Here is an 18,526-nt window from a genome sequence, read left to right on the forward strand (position 1 = left end):
GATCTTGATGACCTGCTGGCCGGGCGTGACCGACTTCAGAACCTCGGCACCGACGGCCCGCTCGCGCACCTTGTCGGTGAAGGAGCGCACGACCTCGAGCGCGACATCGGCCTCCAGCAGCGCGCGGCGAACCTCGCGCAGCGCCGCGTTGACGTCCTCCTCGGTCAGCGAACCCCTGCGGGTCAGCCCCGAGAGGATGCCGGAGAGCCTGTCGCTCAGCGTGCCGAACATGCGGACCTGCCTGCTTGCCTCCGGAGCATCGGACCTAAAAGTGGGAACCACTTCTAGGTCGGATCCGATGCTCCAACGATCGGATGGATCACCGTAATCGCGTCTTTACGGACGCGCAGTGATCTTGGAGCCTTCAACGCCACAACCTCATCGCCAAACGGTTTTCGCGCCCGAGGGCGCAATCGCGCTGTCGGACGTTGACCTCCGGGATCATGAAAGCGGCGAGCGCGTCCCGGTCGGCGGATGTGGTTTCGGCGATGTCGGCGAAACGGATGGCGCCTTAAAGCGCGAGATTGCGGGATAAGTCAAGTTTTTAGCTCTGGGCGGTGCCACGCCCCCGCGCGAGGGCTGAGGGCGGCCACCCGTTCATGTCCGGCTCAGGCTTCCTCTTCCAATGAAGCCTTGAGAATGCCTGGATCGGCCGCCATGCGCCGCTCCGACAAATCGAGAGACTGCCCGATGCAGCGCCGTTCCGCCCTCCTCATCCTCGCCGCAGCCCTGCTCGCAGGCTGCGCCGGCGAGCCTCGCCGCGAGGGCGTGCTCGATCCGCGCATGGTCGAGCGACTGAACGCGGTCACGCTCGATCCGGCCCAGGCCGGGCGCATCCTCAATGCCTACCGCACGAGCCTCGGCTTCAACCCGCTCAAGCCCGACCCGCGCCTGATGGCGATGGCGCAGCGTCAGGCCGATGCGATGGTGGCGAAGAACATGCTATCTCACGACGCCGATGGCAGCTTCGCCTCCCGCGTCACGGCGGCGGGGCTGGATTCCGCGCGCACGGCCGAAAACCTCGGCGGCGGGTATTACTCGACCGAGGAAGCCTTCGAAGGCTGGCGCAAATCGCCGGGTCACGACCAGAACCTGCGCATGAAGGAGGCGACCCGCTACGGCATCGCCCTCTCCAAGGACCCGCGCACGAGCTACCGCGCATGGTGGGTGCTGATCGTCGCGAGCGAGCCGGAGGTTCGCCGCGAGATGGGCGCGCCCGGCACGACGACGATGTGGTTCGGCAACAATCCGCAGCCTGTGCGCTGACCAAGGTCCGTTTTGGCGGCGTCATTCCGGGCGGAGCGAAGTGCAGGCCCGGGCGCGGCTTGTCCGGGATGACGGCGTCGCATGTCGAAGCCCCTTTACAACCGCCCCGATCCGGTGATGGCTCTGGTCTTTGAGCGGAGCCTTCCATCATGACCTTCGAAGCCTGGGCCACTTTCGCCGCCGCCACCGCGGTGCTCCTCGTCATTCCGGGGCCGACCATCCTGCTGGTCGTCTCCTATGCGCTCGGCCAGGGCTGGCGCACCGCCCTGCCGATCGCGATCGGCGTCGCGCTCGGCGATTTCACCGCCATGACGCTGTCCATGCTCGGCGTCGGCGCGCTGCTGGCGGCCTCGGCCACGGTCTTCACCGCGCTGAAATGGGTCGGCGCCGCCTATCTGATCTGGCTCGGCATCAAGCTCTTCCGCGCCGGCGGCACGCTCGACGCCACGCCGCGCGAGGATGCGGCCCCCGCCTGGAAGATGCTCGGCCATGCCTGGCTCGTGACGGCGCTGAACCCCAAGAGCATCACCTTCTTCGTCGCCTTCCTGCCGCAGTTCCTCGATGCGAAGGCCGATTTCGGGACGCAGATGCTGATCTTCGAGGCGACCTTCGTCGGCCTCGCCTTCGCCAATGCGCTGGGCTACGCGCTCGTCGCCTCCCGCGCCCGCTCGGTCATCCGCAACCCCCGCGCCATCGGCATCTTCAACAAGGCCGGCGGCACGGCCCTGATCGGCGCCGGTATCGCGACGGTCGCGATCCGCTCGGGCCACCACTGAGGCCTCACGATGGACGACCGGGACGCTCGCACTCTCGATTTCTACGCGGTCGAGGCACAGGCCTATGCCGGCCGGCCGCGTGACGCCGAGCATCTGCGAATCGACCGTTTCGTCGCTCATGCGCCCGCCGGCGGCCGCATCCTCGAACTGGGCTGCGGCGGCGGTCAGGACAGCGCGGAAATGCTGGCGCGCGGCTTCGATGTCGTGCCCACGGACGGCTCGCCCGAACTGGCGGCGGAGGCGGAAAAGCGCCTTGGCCAGCCGGTGCGCGTGCTGCTGTTCGAGGACCTGGCGGAGATCGAGGCCTATGACGGCATCTGGGCCCATGCCTGCCTGCTTCATGCGCCCCGCGCCGCTTTGCCCGGCATCATCGATCGCATCCATGCCGCCTTGAAGCCGGGCGGCGTCTTCTACGCCAGCTTCAAGGCCGGCGAGACGGAAGGCCGCGACGGCTTCGGCCGTTATTTCAACTACCTCTCGGGCTCAGATCTGGTCTCAGCTTTCGGATCGCCATCGCGATGGCAGAGCTTGACGATCGACGAGGATATGGGAGGCGGCTACGACCAGAAGCCGACACGCTGGCTGCACGCACTCGCGCTCAAGGAGGCTTGACCCCGCTCGGGCTTGACCGCAAGCCGCAGGCCACTACCTCTTGCGGGCCATGAACCGCCGCAAGCTTCTCGCCGCCCTCGGTCCCGCCGCCCTCATCGCCTCGGCGGGGACGGCCTGGGCGGCGGTGTCGCGCTCGCGCAATCCTTATTATCAAGGCCCGGTCAGCGATCATTTCGACGGGCTCGTTTTCTCGGATGGCCGCACCGTGTCGAAGGGCCTGCTGGACGTGCTGCGCTGGCAGACCGGCAAGCGCGAGCGCGAGGCCTTTCCGGAGAGCTATGCGACGCCGCCGCAGGACAAGCCGCCCGCGCGGGTCGAGGGAGCGCGCATCGTCCATCTCGGCCACGCCTCGTTTCTCTACCAGATCGCGGGCCAGAACCTGCTGATCGATCCCGTCCTGTCGGAGCGGGCGAGCCCCTTCACGTTCATCGGGCCAAAGCGCGTGAACCCGCCGGGCGTCGCCTTCGACGACCTGCCGGCCATCGACGCGGTGCTGGTGACGCACAACCACTACGACCATCTCGACATCGAGACGCTCGCGGCCATCCACCGCCGCGACCGGCCGCGCATGATCATGCCGCTCGGCAACGACACCATCGTCAAGGCCCGGATTCCGGACGCGAGGGCGGAGGCTCTCGACTGGTCGGACAGGGTGTCGCTCACCGAGCGCCTGAGCGTGACGCTGGTGCCGACCTATCACTGGTCGGCGCGCGGCGCCTTCGACCGGCGCATGGCGCTCTGGGCCTCCTTCATCCTGGAGGCCGACGGCACGAAGATCTTCCATATCGGCGACACCGGCTTCCATGACGGCTCGCTCTATGAGCGGCTGGGCCGCGAGCATGGCCCCTTCCGCCTCGCCGTGCTGCCGATCGGCGCCTATGAGCCGCGCTGGTTCATGGCCGACAATCACATGAACCCGGAAGAGGCGGTGAAGGTAATGCTGGCCCTGCGCGCCGAGCAGGCCATCGGCCACCACTGGGGCACCTTCCAGCTCACCGACGAAGGCATCGAGCGCCCGCCCCAGGCGCTGAAGGCCGCGGCGGCTGCGGCCGGTCTGCCCGAGGAACGCTTCAGGCCGATGCGACCGGGGCTGAGTTGGGAGGCGTAGCTCCCTGTCATTCTGGGGCGATCCGAAGGATCGAACCCGGAATGACAGAAAGAGCTACTTCGGCTGGACGTAGACGTTGATCTCGAGGTTCGGATCGCCGGCGTCGTTGAGGTCGCTGACATATTCCTCGAGGAAGGCGTCCTTCACCACGACGCTCTTGGCCTCGAGATAGGCGGTGATCGTCTCATAGGTCGAGTCGATGTCGTCATAGGGCGCCTGATGCAGGAAGCGCAGCGCCGCCCCTGCCGGCGAGGTCCCCATCCTGAAATCAGGTCCCAACGCCGGAGGCTGGCCGCCGGGCGCGATCGCCACCGGCAGCATCGCCTCGAAGCGGAAGCCGTCATCGGTGGTCTCGACGAAGAGCGAGAGCGGCCGGCCCGCGACGGCGAGACCGGTGCGTTGGGCTTCCGCCCGCAGCGCCTTCACGGCATCGGAAAGCTGCTGGAAGCCCTGGTCCCATGTCGCCTGGCCGGCCTTTAGCAGCACCGGCTTGGGCGCGAGCGTCACCGAAGCGACGTCGGAGGTGTCGGTGCCCTTGCCGGCGAGCGTGGAATTGGGATCGGGCAATTGGGTCTGCTGCGTCGGCGCGGGCGGCGCCGGCGTCTGACCGGGAACCGGCAGGGTCGGCGGCGGCTGCACGGGCTGCGGCTCGGCCGGGCCAGGCAGGGTCGGCGGCGGCTGGACCGGCTGCGGGGTCACGTTCGGCGCCGCCGGCGGCGGCTGCACCGGCTGCGGGCCGGGCTGGCCGTCCGGCACGGCTGCGGGGGGCGCCTCGTTGGGGGCGGACTGAGCCTGCGCCGGCGTGGCGCCGGGGGGCAGAGCCAGCGGCGCCGACTGCGCCGCCGAGGGCGCAGTAACCGTGCTCTGCGCGGCCGCCGCGCCGGCCAGCGCCGTCACGCCGACACCGGCCAAGAGAAACATCCGGAAGGACCACCGGGAATACCGCATCGTCACGGCCTCGAGTTCAGCGCGAATCGCACCTTGCGGCGCACAATAGAAACTCCACCTATCGCGACAAGCGGGCACGAGGGTGGCTTTTTCAGGTCGCCTCGGTCATAGACCCGCTATTGTTGGGATATGTGACGTTTAGGAACGATTGCCCGATGAACGCCCTCGCCCATCGCCGGTTCCTCAAGATGAACGGGCTCGGCAACCAGATCACGGTGCTCGACCTGCGGGGCACCAGGCACATCGTGAGCACCGACGAGGCCCGCGCCATCGCGGCCGAGCCGCGCGCCCGCTTCGACCAGTTGATGGTCCTGCACGACCCCAAGCTGCCGGGCACCGACGCTTTCGTGCGCATCTATAACACCGATGGCAGCGAGGCCGGCGCCTGCGGCAACGGCACGCGCTGCGTCGCCTGGGCGATGACGGCCGATGCCGGTATGGGCGACGCCGCCAGGACGCGCCTGACCGTGCAGACCAAGGGCGGGCTGCTGCCGGCCATCCGCGAGAGCGAGGACGTCTTCACCGTGGATATGGGCGCCCCGCGCCTGGGCTGGGACGAGATCCCGCTGGCGGAGCCCTTCGCCGACACCAGCCGCTTCGAATTGCAGATCGGGCCGATCGACAACCCGACATTGCACACGCCCTGCGCCGTCAACATGGGCAATCCCCATGCGGTTTTCTTCGTCGAGGACCCCTACGCCTACAATCTCGAACAGATCGGCCCGCTTCTGGAGAACCACCCGATCTTCCCGGACCGCGCCAATATCGAGCTCGCCGCCGTGAAGGCGCCGGACCGTATCGTCATGCGCGTCTGGGAGCGCGGCGCCGGCATCACACAGGCCTGCGGCTCGGGCGCCTGCGCGGTGCTGGTCGCGGCCGTCAGGCGCGAGCTTTCGGCCCGCAAGGCGGTGGTCAGCCTGCCGGGCGGCGACCTCACCATCGAATGGCGCGAGCGGGATGGGCACGTCCTGATGACGGGGCCGGCGACCTTCGAATGGGAGGGCACGCTCGATCCCGCCCTGTTCGAGACGGCGGCCTGATGGCGCTCGAGGTCGTCACCTTCGGCTGCCGCCTCAATATCGTCGAAAGCGAAGCGCTGCGGCTGAAGGCCGAGGCCGCCGGTCTCGGGCACGCCGCCATCGTCAATTCCTGCGCCGTGACGGCCGAAGCGGCGCGCCAGGCACGGCAAGCGGTGCGCCGACTCAAGCGCGATGAGCCCGGCCGGCCGGTGATCGTGACCGGCTGCGCCGCGCAGATCGAGCCCGCCCGCTTCGCCGCGATGCCGGAGGCCGACCGCGTGCTCGGCAATGACGAGAAGCTGGATGACGGCGTCTGGTCGCGGCTCGCGCGCTCCAACAGCCTCGGCGAGGCGAGCGCGCCGGACGACAAGCTCGCGGTCGGCGACATCATGGCCCGCACCGCGATCCGCCCCGCCCCGACCGGGCGCCTCAGCGGCCACACCCGCGGCTTCGTGCAGGTGCAGAATGGCTGCGATCACCGCTGCACCTTCTGCGTCATTCCCTTCGGGCGCGGCAATTCCCGCTCGCTGCCGGTCGGAGACGTCGTCGGGCAATGTCGCAAGCTGATCGAGGATGGGGCGCTTGAAATCGTGCTGACCGGCGTCGACCTCACCAGCTATGGCCGCGACCTGCCGGGTGAGCCCTCGCTCGGCCTGCTCGCCGGCGCGATCCTGCGGGCGTTGCCGGAGTTGCCGCGCCTGCGGCTTTCCTCCATCGACGCCGTCGAGGTCGACGACGCGCTGCGCGATCTGGTCGCGAACGAGCCCCGGCTGATGCCGCATCTGCATCTGTCGCTCCAGCATGGCGACGACCTGATCCTGAAGCGGATGAAGCGCCGCCACAGCCGCGAGGAGGCGATCCGCTTCTGCGCCGAATTGAAGCTCCTGCGGCCGGGTCTCGTCTTCGGCGCCGATCTCATCGCCGGCTTCCCGACCGAGGACGAGGCGATGGAAGCGCGCTCGCTCTCGCTGATCGAGGAATGCGGGCTGAGCTATGTCCATGTCTTCCCCTATTCGCCCCGCCCGGGCACGCCGGCCGCGCGCATGCCGCAACTGCCCGGCGCCCTGGTGGCCGAACGCGCGGCGCGCTTGAGGCAGGCGGCCCTGGCCGCCCAGGAACGACACCTCGCGCAGCGTCTGGGGCGCCGCCTGAGCGTGCTGACCGAGCGCGGCAACACCGGGCGCGCCGAGGATTTCACCCTGGTGCGCTTCGCGCAGGCGGTCGAGCCGGGGCAGATCCTGCCGGTGCTCGCGCAGGCGCAGGACGGCCGGGCGCTGCTTGCGGCCTGACGCGCGCTCCGGTCGCAACGGCGGCGACGCTTGCACGAGGTTCCGGCGAGGGGCCACCGAGTGCGGAGCGAGAAGCCGCTCCGGCCGGCCGCTGGGAGGAGGAGTGGCCGGAGCGGCTTAAGCCATGCCCGCAATGGCTGACTCAAAGGGGCCAAACGCGCAACGGCGCGCAAGGTTCCAAGGCCGCGCCGATCATCCGCTTACGCGGCAGCGGACTCCACAGCCCTCAAGGCTCCACCGTCCCCTCGACCCGCTGGACGACATTGTTGCAATAGCCGCGCGGGTTCCAGGGCGGGTTCAGCGGTTGGCTGCGCCCCAGCGCATCCGTGGCCCGCGCCATGATCGTCATCGGCCCGGCTTCGGCGGCCGGGATCGCGGCGCTGAAGCGGCGCCAGGCGAACGGCCCCTCACCCGGCTCCAGCACCGCCTCGCGCCAGTTCGCGCCACCATCGGCGGAGACGCAGAGCGCGGCCACCGGCACCGCGCCGCTCCAGGCGAAACCCGAGACGGCGATGTCCTGCCCCGCCGGCGCAGCGAACCCGGCCAGCGGCCCTGTGATCAGCGACTTGACCGGCATGTCGGTGATGACGGCGAACTGCGCCGGATCGAGCGGGTCACCGGGAGCGAGCGGCAGCCGCGGCAGGCGGTAATCGGTGCCGCCCATCTTCTCGCCATCATGCTCATGCGGCCGCAGGCTGATGCGGCTCAGCCATTTCTGCCAGGCCGAGCCCGGAAAGCCGGGAGCCACGATTCGCAGCGGCCCGCCGTGAAGAAGCGGCAGAGGCCCGTCATTCATGCCGAAGGCGATCAGCGTCTCGGGCGCGAACGCCTTGGCGAGGGGCAACCCGCGCGAGATCGCCGGTTTCTCAGGCTTGCCGGCCGGATGGTCGGGCGAATGATGCCCGGTATAGACCGCGCCGGCCTTCGGCGCCGCATGCTCCAGCACATCGGCCAGCCTCACCCCGGTCCAGCGGGCGCAGCCCACCGCCCCGAGCCCCCAGGGCAGCCCGTCCGTGGCCGGATCGAGCTGGCCGCGCCCATTGCCGGCGCATTCCAGCACGGCCGTCACGGTCACGGTCTCGAAATGCTGGCGCAGGCCGGCCAGCGTCCAAACCGCCGGCCGCTCGACCTCGCCATCGATGGTCAGCGTCCAGTCCCCGATATCGCCGATGTCGGGCAGCAAGCCGTTGTTGCGAACGAAGAAGGCCTCACTCGGAGTGATGTCCCGGTCGAGCGCGGCCAGGTGCGGCTCGGCATTGAGCGCCGCGTCGTCATGGACATGCAGGCTCGGCTTGGTGCCGGCGAGAATGGCCAGTTCGTCGGATCGGCTGGACAAGAAAGAACCTTCTCTCTGCAGAGCGCGAAGCGGGAGAAATTTCTCCGAGCAGAGCATCGCAGCACCGCCCTGTCACCCCGTTTTCCGCAGCTCCCCCTTCATTGCCAGCGCAGCGCGGCAATTCACAGGCCGCAGGCTCGATGCCCCCTGGATGGCTTCGTCGCTTTTTGCTCCTCGCGATGCCGGCTGTGGGGCCGATCCAAGCTTATGTCCCTGCGACGACCTCTTCGCGCAAAGCACGGCGCAGCACCTTGCCGACATTGGTCTTCGGCAGCGTCTCGCGGAAGAAGATCTGCTTGGGCACCTTGTAGCCGGTCAGGCTCTCCTTGCAGAACGCGCGCAGCTCCTCGCTGGTCAGCGTCGCGTCCTTGCGCACGACGAAGGCAGCGACGACCTCGCCGGAATGCTCGTCGGGCAGGCCGATCACCGCCGCTTCCCGCACGCCCGGATGCGAGACCAGCACGTCCTCCACCTCGTTGGGATAGACGTTGAAGCCGGAGACCAGCACCATGTCCTTCATCCGGTCGACGAGCTTGATCTGCCCGTCCGGCAGCAGGATGCCGACATCGCCGCTGCGGAAATAGCCGTCCTCGGTCATCGAGCGGAGGGTCTCGTCGGGGCGGTTCCAGTAGCCGGCCATCACCTGCGGGCCGCGAATGCAGACCTCCCCGGCCTCGCCCGCCGGCAGCGCGTGCCCCTCCGCATCGCGGATGGAAATCTCGGTGGAGGGGATCGGATAGCCGATCGTGCCGGTGAATTCCTGGATGTCCGGCCGGTTGATCGTCGCGATCGGCGAGGTTTCGGAGAGGCCGTAGCCCTCAATGATCGGCTTGCCGGTGACGGCCTTCCAATGCCGCGCGACCGCCGCCTGGGTCGCCATGCCGCCGGCCACCGAAAAGCGCAGCTCGCCGAAATTCACCTCGCCGATGGCCGGATGGTTGGCGAGCGCGGCATACAGCGTGTTGACGCCCGAGAACAACGTGAAGCGGCTCGCCTTCAGCATCTTCACGAAGCCGTCGATGTCGCGCGGATTGGCGATCAGCAGGCTCTTGGCGCCGATGCGCAGCAGGAACATGCAGCAGCAGGTCAGCGCGAAGATGTGGTAGAGCGGCAGGGCCGTGACCATGACATGCTGGTAGTCGGCCTGCCCGCGCGGTGCCTCCAGCACCCATTCCAGCCAGAACCCGGCCTGCTGCACATTGGCCGCGACATTGCGATGCGTCAGCGTCGCGCCCTTGGCGACGCCGGTGGTGCCGCCGGTATACTGCAGGAAGGCCACGTCCTCCGGCACCACCGTGACCGGCGTCATGGTCCCCCCGGCTTTCAGGATTGCGGCCAGCGTCACGGAGCCCGGCAGGGAAAACGGCTTCACCGCCTTCTTCACCCGGCGCGAGACGAAATTGACGATCGCGCCCTTGAAGCCCATCAGGTCGCCGGGCGTGGCGACGACGACACGGTCGAGCTTCAGCTGGGGCTTCGCCTCCTCCAACACATGGGCGAAATTCTCGATCACCACGAGGATCCGGGCGCCGGAATCGTTGATCTGGTGGGTGAGTTCGCGGGCCGTATAAAGCGGGTTGACGTTCACGACCGTGAACCCGCCCAGCAACGTGCCGAAGATCGTGACCGGATAGGCCAGGATGTTCGGCATCATCAGCGCGACCCGGTCGCCCTTCTTCAAGCCCTGCGCCTGCAGCCAGCCGGCGAAGACACGCGCCGCCTCGAAGGTCTGCGCGAAGCTGATCGCCTTGCCGAAGCTCTCGAAGGCCGGCCGCGCGGCATATTTCGCGCAGGAGGCGGTGATGAGATCGACCAGCGTGCCGATCTTCTGAGGATCGAGCGTCGCCGGCACGGCCGGCGGATAATGCGCCAGCCATGGATGCGCCGCGCCCTGCCCGGCCTGAGAGGCTCCGCTCGCCATGTTCCCTCCAGTGACCGGTCTTTCGCCGCAAAAGCGCGCCGGCCGTTCTTTTGCCGCGTCAGAGTGCGGAAGCCTGCGCGAGAGTGCAAGCATCCATGCGATCTGACGGTTTAGATATAAACTGTTTCAGAGCGGGCGTGGCAAGTCCCCCAGACGGCGCGACAAGGATGTACATCGCAGAAGACCCCAGCCTCGCCAGCGAGGCGGTGGCGCGCCAGCATATGGACGGCCTGGCGCCCTCGCGATCAGGACCGCGCCAACTCCGCGTCGTCCTTGTCGTGGACGCCGAAGCGCTCGACGATGGTGGCCGTGGCCTGGTTCATGCCCACGACCTCGACGGGGATGCCGTTGGCCCGATAGCGGCCAACGATCTTGTCGAGCGCGGCCACCGCCGTCACGTCCCAGAAATGCGCCTGCGAGACGTCGATGCGCACGCCCGCTTCGCCTGCCGCATCGAGGTCAAAGGCTTCGATGAAGGCATCGGCAGAGGCGAAGAAGACCTGGCCGGTGACGCGGTAGGTCAGCGGGCCGGCTCCGGCATCGTTCTCGGGCACGACATGCAGGAGCCGCGAGACCTTCACCGTGAAGAAGACGCCGCTGAGCAGTACGCCGACGAGCACGCCGAGCGCGAGGTTGTGGCTCACCACGGTGACCGCCACCGTCGCCAGCATCACCGTGCTCGACAGGCGCGGATGGGCGAGGACGGCCCTCAGCGAGGACCAGTTGAAGGTGTCGACCGAGACCATCACCATGATCGCGACCAGCACGACGACCGGCACCTGCGAGACCCAGGGCTTCAGCGCGACCATCAGCACCAGCAGGAAGACGCAGGAGAACAGCGTCGACAGCCGTCCACGCCCGCCATACTTCACATTGCTGACGGTCTGGCCGATCATGCCGCAGCCGGCGATGCCGCCGAATAGGCTCGCCGCCATGTTGGCGAGGCCGAGGCCGGTGCATTCGCGATCGCGCGAACTCGGCGTGTTCGTCAGTTCATCGACGACCGTGGCGGTCATCAGCGATTCCAGCAGGCCGACCATGGCGATGGCGACCGCCGGGCCGATGATGATTCGAAGCGTCTCGAAGCTCAACGGCACGCTCGGCCAGGCGAAGACCGGCAGCGTCTCGGGCAGGCGGCCGAGATCGGCGACAGTCTTCACCGGCAGCTGGAGCAGGCTCGCGGCGACCGTCAGAAGCACGATGGCGATCAGCGGCGAGGGGATGACGGTCGTCAGCCGCGGCACGCCGTAGATCAGCGCCAGCGCGACGGCGAAGAGCGCATAGCTCTGCCAGTCCACACCGATCAGATGCGGCATCTGTGCGGCGAAAATCAGGATCGCCAGCGCGTTGACGAAGCCGGTACGGACCGATTGCGAGACGAAGCGCATCAGCACGCCGAGCCGCAGCAATCCGAAAACGATCTGCAGCGCGCCGGCGAGGAGGCCCGCAGCGAGCAGATAGGACAGGCCGTGCGACGCCACGAGCGGCGCCGCCACCAGCGCGACGGAGCCCGCCGCAGCCGAGACCATGGCCGGACGCCCACCGGCGAAGGCGATGACGATGCCGATGACGAAGGACCCGTAGAGCCCGACCTGCGGATCGACCCCGGCGGCGAAGGAAAAGGCGATGACTTCGGGAATGAGGGCGAAGGTTGCGACGGCCCCGGCCAGAAGTTCGCGCGGCGGATGGGTCAGCCATTCGCGCCGGAGGGAGGAGAGGTGCATGATGGTCTCGCAAGGCATCGCCATCGGTCCACCGCGCGGTGCGACCTGAGAATGAGCGAGTTCTGCCTGTTGCGTGGTCCGGCGGATCGGCGGCCGGAAGAGCCACCCGGAATTGCACCGGGTCCGAGTTCTAGGGAGACGTTATAGCGATCGGGCCGCGCGGCACAACCCGCAAGCCCGGAGAGATACGGCTTGGAGAGTTTCGCGGCAGTGCTCCGAGCGGCTCGCTCGGAGCTGAGAGCGTAGCCCTTTCCCTCACAGATTGCGCCGCTCGCCCCGCAGCGTCGACAGCCCGATTCCCGCCGCCTCGAAGCCGCCATCGACGGCGAGCACCTGCCCGGTGATGTAGCTTGCCTTGTCCGAGCAGAGGAAGACGATGGAATTCGCCAGTTCCTCCTCCAGCCCGTAGCGGCCGAGGGGGATGGCGTCGCGATAATCGGCCCGGATCTCGGGCGAATGCACCGCCTTGGCCATGGCGGTCTCCACTGGGCCGGGCGCGACGGCGTTGACGCGGATGCCGAGGCCCGCCAGTTCCACCGCCTGCTGCTTGGTGAGATGCGCCAGCGCCGCCTTGGAGGTGCCGTAGGCAACGCGCAGCGTCGAGGCCCGGACGCCCGAGATCGAGGTGATGTTGACGATGGCGCCGCCGCCCTGGTCGGCCATCAGCGGCGCGGCAAGCTGTGTCGCCAGGAAGGGTCCGCCGAGATTCACCGCCATCACCCGCTGCCACTCGTCATAGGTCGTCTCCAGCAGCGGCTTGAACACCGCCGTGCCGGCATTGTTGACCAAAGCATCCAGCCGCCCGAAGCGCGCCACAACGGCCGCGAACGCGGCCTCCACCTGTTGCGGCACGGCGATGTCGCAGGTCAGCGCGATGGCGGCCTCGCCGGCCTCCAGACCGGCGGCCGCAGCCTCCACGGCCGGCCCGTCGATATCGAGCAGTGCCACGCGCCAACCCTCGGCCAGGAAGCGCCGGGCGGTTGCGAGCCCGATGCCGCGCGCGGCCCCGGTGACGAGGACGACCTTGGAAGCGGCAGGCAGGGTCGAGGCGGCAGGCATGGTGCGTTTCCCGGTCTGTTATGGCAGGCTCTGCCCGAGGCTTAGGATGCGAGCAGCATGACGGGCAAGCCGGCGCGGCGAAAGCCGCAAGCCCGCTCTTTGCGGCTCGACAAACGCCGCCCTCTCCTGTAAGGCCGCGCTCTCAACTGAAAACAGCGCGCCGTAACGCCCGCGTGTCCACACGCGAACACGGCAATGGAGACGACAATGAACATCATCGAGCAGCTCGATGCCGAACAGGTTGCCAAGCTCAGCGAAGGCAAGTCCATTCCTCCCTTCCAGCCGGGCGACACCGTTCAGGTCAATGTGAAGGTCAAGGAAGGCGAGCGCACCCGCGTCCAGGCCTATGAGGGCGTCGTGATCGCCCGCAACGGCGGCGGCCTGAACCAGAGCTTCACCGTCCGCAAGATTTCCTATGGCGAGGGTGTCGAGCGCGTCTTCCCGCTCTTCTCGCCGAACCTCGACTCCATCAAGGTCGTCCGCAAGGGCAAGGTGCGCCGCGCCAAGCTGTATTATCTGCGCGATCGTCGCGGCAAGTCGGCCCGCATCGCCGAGCGCGTCGAGGCCCGCCCGGCCAAGGGTGCCAAGGGCGCCGCGAAGTAAGCTCAGACTGCATCGCAAGACATGTGAACGCGGTCCCTCGGGGCCGCGTTTTTCTTTGGCCGCGCGCAACCCGCGACGGACTGCGATGTTGTCCGCGACAGAGATGGATTGCGGGCTTGCGGCGAGCGGGCGGAGATCCTAAGTAAGCCAATCATTAGCATGCTATTGATGATGAAGCTATGGAACGCAGGGATCTCGAAGCGGCCTTCACGGGCGAACTCGTCGCCGTCAACCGCCGGCTGAGGGCGCTGTTCGACGAGCGGGCGCGGAATATGGGCCTCACGCTGGCGCGTGCGCGGCTGCTGGTCGAGCTGGCCCGGCATGACGGTCCGATCCAGTCCGATCTCGCTGAGATCCTGGAAATCGAGCAGCCGACTTTGGTGCGGCTGCTGGACGGGCTGGAACGCAGCGGCATGATCGAGCGACGTGCCGTCGAGGGCGATCGCCGGGCCCGCCGCGTCTTCCTCACCGAACTGGCAAGGGCTCAGGCGCAGGACGTTCTGGCACTGCTGGGCGAAATCCGCGCGCTGGTGCTGAAGGACAGTCCCGATCAGGCTCTGGAGGCGGCATTAGGCGTGCTGCGCCAGGCCTCCCGCAACATCGCCGCCGGCCGGGGCGGCGCCACATGAGCACCTTTGACCAGACGCCCGCACCGGCACCGGCTCAGACGGCGGCGGCGCAGGGTTTCCTCACCATGCCCTGGCCGCGCGCCTTGGCCTACATGCTGGCCTCGGTCGCGTTGGCGATGACGCAGCAGATCGGCGCGAACCTCGTCAACACCAATGTCTACCAGATCCAGGGCGAGCTTGGGGCCACCGTCGCCGAGACCAACTGGCTGATCGCCGCCTATATGGCGCCGAACGTCTCGCTCTCGATCGCCCTGATCAAGATCCGCATGCAGTACGGGCTGCGCAATTTCGCCGAGATCAGCATCGCCGGCTTCGTGGTCGTCACCTTGCTGAACCTCTTCCTCGTCCACGACCTGTCTTCCGCCGTGGCTGTGCGGTTCATGAGCGGGATCGCTGCGGCGCCGATGTCGTCGCTGGCCTTCTTCTACATGATCGAACCGCTGCAGCCGCCGCAGAAGCTCACCGTGGGCCTCTCGCTGGCGCTGACCAACACGACGCTCGGCATCCCGGTGACGCGGCTGGTTTCGCCCTGGCTGCTGGAGACCGGCGGCTTTCACGGCCTCACCCTGTTCGAGGCGGGGCTGGCGATGATCGCCTTCGGCTTCGTCTACGGCCTGCCGCTGACGGTGCCGCCACGCATCAAATGGATCGGCCCCCTCGACATCGTCAGCTACCTGCTGATCGCGACCGGCTTCGGCTGCATCGCGGTGGGCTTGAGTCTCGGCCGCATCTATTGGTGGTTCGAGGCGCCCTGGCTCGGCGTGCTGTTCGCGGTGGCTCTGGTCGCGCTCGTGCTGGCGGCGATCATCGAATGGCATCGCAAGAGCCCGCTGATCGACATCCGCTGGCTGACGAGCCCGACGACGCTCTATTTTGCCGGTGCGATCCTGCTGCTGCGCATCGTCCTCGCCGAGCAGACCGTGGGGGCCTCCAACTTCTTCCAGGCGCTCGGCCTGCAGAACGAGCAGACGCAGCCGCTCTACGCCGTAATCCTCGCCGCGATCGTCGCAGGCGGCCTCACCTGCGCCGCGCTGCTGCGCCCCGGCCGGGAGAACGCCTTCTACGGCGCCTCGCTCGCCTGCGTGGCGCTGGGCGCCTATCTCGACAGCTCCGCGACCAGCCTCACCCGGCCCCACGACATCTGGCTCAGCCAGTCGCTCGTCGCCTATGGCTCGGGGCTGTTCCTGCCGGCGGCGATGGCACAGGGCATGCGCAGCGCCATCGCGCGCGGGCCCCTCTACATCCTGAGCTTCATCACCGTGTTCCTGTTCACCCAGAGCATCGGCGGCCTGCTGGGCTCGGCGATCTTCGGGACCTTCATCACCCTGCGCACGAGCTTTCACTACAACCTTCTGGCCGAGCATTTCTCGCTGGCTGATCCCCTCGTCGCGCAACGTGTCGCCCAGCTTGGCGGCGCCTATGGGAAGGTTCTGACGGATGCCGCGCTGACCCGCGCCGAGGGCGTGGCGCTGCTCGCCCAGCAGGCCACGCGGGAGGCGACGGTGCTGGCCTATAACGATGCCTTCCTGCTCATCTCCACCATCGCCGGCCTCGCGCTCGCCGGCGTCCTCGTCCATGTGATCGCTCTGCGGCTAAAGACGCCGCGCAGCGAGCCCAAGGCCCTCGCGGCCTGAACCGGCGCTGCCCCCATGACCCGCATCTTCCGCTCGCTCTCGACCTATGTCGCCCTCGCCATCGGCCTCTGCGGCTTGGCGATCATCCTCTATGCCTGGCGCCTGCCGCCCTTCGCCGGCACCGTCGAAATGACCGAGAACGCCTATGTGCGCGGCCAGGTAACGGTGATCGCCCCGCAACTGCCGGGCTATGTCGCCAATGTCCCGGTGAAGGATTTCGCGGCCGTGAAGAAGGGCGATCTCCTCCTCCAGATCGATGACCGCATCTATGCGCAGAAGCTGGAACAGGCGCGCGCCGGCCTCGCGGCCCAACGTGCAGCCCTGGCCAATTCCGACCAGTCGCGCGCGGCGGCCGAGGCGCGGCTGCGCGCGGCGGTGGCCAATGTCGCCAGTGCCGAGGCGGGCCTGCGCACGGCCGAGGCCAATTGGAGCCGCGTCGAGCCGCTGCGCGAGCGCGGCGTGGTCAGCCAGACCTCGACCGACCAGAGCCAGCAGGCGCTCGACCAGGCCAGAGCCGCCCTCGCCGCCACCAATGCGGCAGCCGAAGTCGCGCGGCAGGACATCCAGACCGCGATCGTCAACCGTCAGTCCCTGCTCGCCGCCGTTCAGGGAGCCGAGGCGGCGCTCCATCTGGCCGAGATCGACCTCGGCAACACACGGATCACCGCCCCGCAGGACGGCACGCTCGGCGAAGTCGCGGCTCGCCTCGGCCAATATGTGGCGGCCGGCACGCAGTTGATGGCACTCGTGCCGGATCAGGTCTGGGTGATCGCCAATTTCAAGGAGACGCAGCTCGCCGATATGGAGCCCGGCCAAAAGGTCGGCTTCACCGTCGATGCGCTGAAGCGCGCCCGGCTCACCGGCACGATCGAGCGCTTTTCGCCCGCCGCGGGCTCGGAATTCAGCGTCATCCGGCCCGACAACGCCACCGGCAATTTCGTCAAGATCGCCCAGCGCGTGCCCGTGCGCATCGCGATCGATCCCGGCCAGCCGCTCGCGGCACGTCTGGCGCCCGGCATGTCGGTGGTCGTGAGCATCGACACCGCCCGGCGCTGATGGCCCCGCCGCCGCAGCCGCGTGAACGCCCTGCGCGGACGCGATGCGACGGTTGCGGACGCGCCGATTGTCGCGCCTGTTTGGAACTGCTACACGCTTGCGCCATGACGCCATGCGTGCATCCGTTCCAGCGCTTCTGCGCCGTGCAGGGAGAGGGCCATCTGCCCCCGCTGCCGACGACGCAGGATTTTGCCGCGCTGCATGACCATGCCCGCCTGCCCTGGCGCTTCTTCGGCCGCTTCACCGCTTCGATTGCCGCAGGCCTTACCGGCGCCTGAGACCGGCCGCATGACGCTGCCGGCCGCAGGCGACCCGTGACGTTCCAGCCGGCCGCGCCGGCTTTTCCGCTTTGACATCCGTTCAGCCAGACCGAGACCAAGCCATGACTGCGACCTCCGCCCCGCGCACCCTCTACGACAAGACCTTCGACGACCACGGCGGCGACCGGCAGGATGACGGCACCTGCCTGCTCTATATCGACCGCCACCTCGTCCATGAGGTCACGAGCCCGCAGGCTTTCGAAGGGCTGCGCATGACCGGCCGCAAGGTCCGATCGCCGGAGAAGACGCTGGCCGTGGTCGACCACAACATCCAGACCACCGACCGCTCCAAGGGCATCCAGGAAGAGGAAAGCCGTATTCAGGTCGAGGCGCTGGCGAAGAACGCGAAGGACTTCGGCGTCGAATATTTCCATGAGCTCGACAAGCGTCAGGGCATCGTCCACATCGTCGGCCCCGAGCAGGGCTTCACCCTGCCCGGCACCACGATCGTCTGCGGCGATTCGCACACCTCGACCCACGGCGCCTTTGGCGCGCTCGCCCACGGCATCGGCACCTCCGAGGTCGAGCATGTGCTCGCCACCCAGACGCTGATCCAGAAGAAGGCGATGAACATGCTCGTCCAGGTGGACGGCACGCCCGCCCCCGGCGTTGGCGCGAAGGACATCACCCTGGCCATCATCGGCGAGATCGGCACTGCCGGCGGCACCGGCTCTGTCATCGAATATGCGGGCGAGGCCATTCGCGGGCTTTCGATGGAAGGCCGCATGACGGTCTGCAACATGTCGATCGAGGGCGGCGCCCGCGCCGGCATGGTCGCCCCGGACGAGAAGGCCTTCGCCTATCTCAAGGGACGCCCCAAGGCGCCGCAGGGCGCGGCCTGGGACGCGGCTGTCCGCTACTGGGAGACGCTGCGCACCGACGAGGGCGCGCACTTCGACCGCATCGTGAAGCTCGACGCCGGCAACCTGCCGCCGATCGTCTCCTGGGGCACGAGCCCGGAGGACGTCGTCTCGGTCACCGGCGCGGTGCCGGATCCGGAGCTGATCGCCGACGAAGTCAAGCGCGCCTCCAAGAAGCGCGCCCTGGAATATATGGGCCTCACCGCCGGCACGAAGATCACCGAGATCCCGCTCGACGTGATCTGGATCGGCTCCTGCACCAATGGCCGCATCGAGGACCTGCGCACCGTGGCGAAGATCGTCGAGGGCAGGAAGCTGCATGAGAGCCTGGACTACGGCATGATCGTCCCCGGCTCCGGCCTGGTG

At 68.1% G+C, this 18,526-nt stretch carries 18 protein-coding genes and 1 other annotated feature; of the genes, 12 read left to right on the top strand and 6 right to left on the bottom strand.

All coding sequences use genetic code 11. The annotated features are described in order from the left end of the window. A partial coding sequence (locus ACOJTB_RS14865; protein WP_420103303.1) for a signal recognition particle receptor subunit alpha occupies nt 1–231 on the bottom strand: 231 nt, incomplete at its 3' end. Between the two features lie 459 nt (nt 232–690). Between ACOJTB_RS14865 and ACOJTB_RS14870 the strand changes: the two genes are divergently transcribed. The 4 genes from ACOJTB_RS14870 (at nt 691) to ACOJTB_RS14885 (ending at nt 3,762) form a co-directional block, all read left to right on the top strand. After that, nucleotides 691–1,266 carry a CAP domain-containing protein gene (locus ACOJTB_RS14870; protein ID WP_420103304.1) on the top strand — a complete coding sequence of 192 codons (576 nt, stop codon included), beginning with the start codon at nt 691–693 and terminating at the stop codon, nt 1,264–1,266. Nucleotides 1,267–1,415: 149 nt separating this feature from the next. Next, on the top strand, nt 1,416–2,042 hold the full coding sequence (locus ACOJTB_RS14875; protein ID WP_420103305.1) for a LysE family translocator: 627 nt from the start codon (nt 1,416–1,418) through the stop codon (nt 2,040–2,042). Nucleotides 2,043–2,051: 9 nt separating this feature from the next. Continuing rightward, a complete protein-coding gene (locus tag ACOJTB_RS14880; protein ID WP_420103306.1) occupies nt 2,052–2,654 on the top strand; it encodes a class I SAM-dependent methyltransferase in 603 nt (200 codons plus the stop codon). Between the two features lie 49 nt (nt 2,655–2,703). Beyond that, nucleotides 2,704–3,762, top strand: coding sequence for an MBL fold metallo-hydrolase (locus ACOJTB_RS14885; protein WP_420103307.1), 1,059 nt, complete (start codon nt 2,704–2,706; stop codon nt 3,760–3,762). A gap of 54 nt (nt 3,763–3,816) precedes the next feature. Here ACOJTB_RS14885 and ACOJTB_RS14890 read toward each other — a convergent pair whose 3' ends face one another. Continuing rightward, the gene (locus ACOJTB_RS14890; RefSeq protein WP_420103308.1) at nt 3,817–4,710 is read right to left on the bottom strand and encodes a GyrI-like domain-containing protein; all 894 of its coding nucleotides are present in this window, start codon (nt 4,708–4,710) and stop codon (nt 3,817–3,819) included. 155 nt (nt 4,711–4,865) lie between these two features. Here ACOJTB_RS14890 and dapF point away from each other — a divergent pair, with 155 nt between their 5' ends. Together dapF and mtaB are read left to right on the top strand one after the other, a co-directional pair. After that, complete coding sequence (dapF, locus tag ACOJTB_RS14895) at nt 4,866–5,750, top strand: diaminopimelate epimerase (RefSeq protein WP_420103309.1); 885 nt, start codon at nt 4,866–4,868, stop codon at nt 5,748–5,750. After that, on the top strand, nt 5,750–7,018 hold the full coding sequence (mtaB, locus tag ACOJTB_RS14900) for a tRNA (N(6)-L-threonylcarbamoyladenosine(37)-C(2))-methylthiotransferase MtaB (RefSeq protein WP_420103310.1): 1,269 nt from the start codon (nt 5,750–5,752) through the stop codon (nt 7,016–7,018). Before dapF ends, mtaB begins: the two co-directional genes overlap by 1 nt. 226 nt (nt 7,019–7,244) lie before the next feature. On the opposite strand, the gene ACOJTB_RS14905 is transcribed toward mtaB, so the two are convergent. The 4 genes from ACOJTB_RS14905 to ACOJTB_RS14920 form a co-directional block, all read right to left on the bottom strand. Beyond that, the gene (locus tag ACOJTB_RS14905) at nt 7,245–8,354 is read right to left on the bottom strand and encodes a sulfite oxidase (RefSeq protein ID WP_420103311.1); all 1,110 of its coding nucleotides are present in this window, start codon (nt 8,352–8,354) and stop codon (nt 7,245–7,247) included. 205 nt (nt 8,355–8,559) lie between these two features. Beyond that, entirely contained in the window at nt 8,560–10,275 is a 1,716-nt protein-coding gene (locus tag ACOJTB_RS14910; protein ID WP_420103312.1) for an AMP-binding protein, read from the bottom strand. Nucleotides 10,276–10,520: 245 nt separating this feature from the next. Beyond that, entirely contained in the window at nt 10,521–11,999 is a 1,479-nt protein-coding gene (locus ACOJTB_RS14915; RefSeq protein WP_420103313.1) for a SulP family inorganic anion transporter, read from the bottom strand. 72 nt (nt 12,000–12,071) lie between these two features. Continuing rightward, nucleotides 12,072–12,127, bottom strand: a sequence feature (sul1 is cis-regulatory element that is thought to sense ions involved in sulfur or methionine metabolism; They are found in Alphaproteobacteria). Nucleotides 12,128–12,254: 127 nt separating this feature from the next. Then, nucleotides 12,255–13,058, bottom strand: a complete 804-nt coding sequence (locus ACOJTB_RS14920) for an SDR family NAD(P)-dependent oxidoreductase (protein ID WP_420103314.1) — start codon at nt 13,056–13,058, stop codon at nt 12,255–12,257. A gap of 207 nt (nt 13,059–13,265) precedes the next feature. Here ACOJTB_RS14920 and rplS point away from each other — a divergent pair, with 207 nt between their 5' ends. From rplS to leuC, 6 genes are all read left to right on the top strand, one after another. Then, on the top strand, nt 13,266–13,661 hold the full coding sequence (gene rplS, locus ACOJTB_RS14925; protein ID WP_420103315.1) for a 50S ribosomal protein L19: 396 nt from the start codon (nt 13,266–13,268) through the stop codon (nt 13,659–13,661). A 179-nt stretch (nt 13,662–13,840) separates the two neighbouring features. After that, a complete protein-coding gene (locus ACOJTB_RS14930) occupies nt 13,841–14,290 on the top strand; it encodes a MarR family winged helix-turn-helix transcriptional regulator (protein WP_420103316.1) in 450 nt (149 codons plus the stop codon). A gap of 65 nt (nt 14,291–14,355) precedes the next feature. Next, entirely contained in the window at nt 14,356–15,924 is a 1,569-nt protein-coding gene (locus tag ACOJTB_RS14935) for an efflux MFS transporter permease (RefSeq protein WP_420103320.1), read from the top strand. Nucleotides 15,925–15,939: 15 nt separating this feature from the next. After that, nucleotides 15,940–16,980, top strand: a complete 1,041-nt coding sequence (locus ACOJTB_RS14940) for an HlyD family secretion protein (protein ID WP_420103317.1) — start codon at nt 15,940–15,942, stop codon at nt 16,978–16,980. Nucleotides 16,981–17,096: 116 nt separating this feature from the next. Next, complete coding sequence (locus ACOJTB_RS14945) at nt 17,097–17,258, top strand: hypothetical protein (protein WP_420103318.1); 162 nt, start codon at nt 17,097–17,099, stop codon at nt 17,256–17,258. A 104-nt stretch (nt 17,259–17,362) separates the two neighbouring features. Next, on the top strand, nt 17,363–18,526 hold a 1,164-nt coding region (leuC, locus tag ACOJTB_RS14950; protein ID WP_420103319.1), incomplete at its 3' end, for a 3-isopropylmalate dehydratase large subunit.

The organism is Allobosea sp. (assembly GCF_048595345.1).
Lineage (GTDB): Bacteria > Pseudomonadota > Alphaproteobacteria > Rhizobiales > Beijerinckiaceae > Allobosea.

Excerpts from the sequence above, each read along its gene's own strand:
- ACOJTB_RS14870 (WP_420103304.1), top strand. The coding sequence starts at position 691 with ATGCAGCGCCGTTCCGCCCTCCTCATCCTCGCCGCAGCCCTGCTCGCA.
- ACOJTB_RS14875 (WP_420103305.1), top strand. The coding sequence starts at position 1,416 with ATGACCTTCGAAGCCTGGGCCACTTTCGCCGCCGCCACCGCGGTGCTC.
- ACOJTB_RS14880 (WP_420103306.1), top strand. The coding sequence starts at position 2,052 with ATGGACGACCGGGACGCTCGCACTCTCGATTTCTACGCGGTCGAGGCA.
- ACOJTB_RS14885 (WP_420103307.1), top strand. The coding sequence starts at position 2,704 with ATGAACCGCCGCAAGCTTCTCGCCGCCCTCGGTCCCGCCGCCCTCATC.
- ACOJTB_RS14890 (WP_420103308.1), bottom strand. The coding sequence starts at position 4,710 with ATGCGGTATTCCCGGTGGTCCTTCCGGATGTTTCTCTTGGCCGGTGTC.
- dapF (WP_420103309.1), top strand. The coding sequence starts at position 4,866 with ATGAACGCCCTCGCCCATCGCCGGTTCCTCAAGATGAACGGGCTCGGC.
- mtaB (WP_420103310.1), top strand. The coding sequence starts at position 5,750 with ATGGCGCTCGAGGTCGTCACCTTCGGCTGCCGCCTCAATATCGTCGAA.
- ACOJTB_RS14910 (WP_420103312.1), bottom strand. The coding sequence starts at position 10,275 with ATGGCGAGCGGAGCCTCTCAGGCCGGGCAGGGCGCGGCGCATCCATGG.
- ACOJTB_RS14915 (WP_420103313.1), bottom strand. The coding sequence starts at position 11,999 with ATGCACCTCTCCTCCCTCCGGCGCGAATGGCTGACCCATCCGCCGCGC.
- ACOJTB_RS14920 (WP_420103314.1), bottom strand. The coding sequence starts at position 13,058 with ATGCCTGCCGCCTCGACCCTGCCTGCCGCTTCCAAGGTCGTCCTCGTC.
- rplS (WP_420103315.1), top strand. The coding sequence starts at position 13,266 with ATGAACATCATCGAGCAGCTCGATGCCGAACAGGTTGCCAAGCTCAGC.
- ACOJTB_RS14930 (WP_420103316.1), top strand. The coding sequence starts at position 13,841 with ATGGAACGCAGGGATCTCGAAGCGGCCTTCACGGGCGAACTCGTCGCC.
- ACOJTB_RS14935 (WP_420103320.1), top strand. The coding sequence starts at position 14,356 with ATGCCCTGGCCGCGCGCCTTGGCCTACATGCTGGCCTCGGTCGCGTTG.
- ACOJTB_RS14940 (WP_420103317.1), top strand. The coding sequence starts at position 15,940 with ATGACCCGCATCTTCCGCTCGCTCTCGACCTATGTCGCCCTCGCCATC.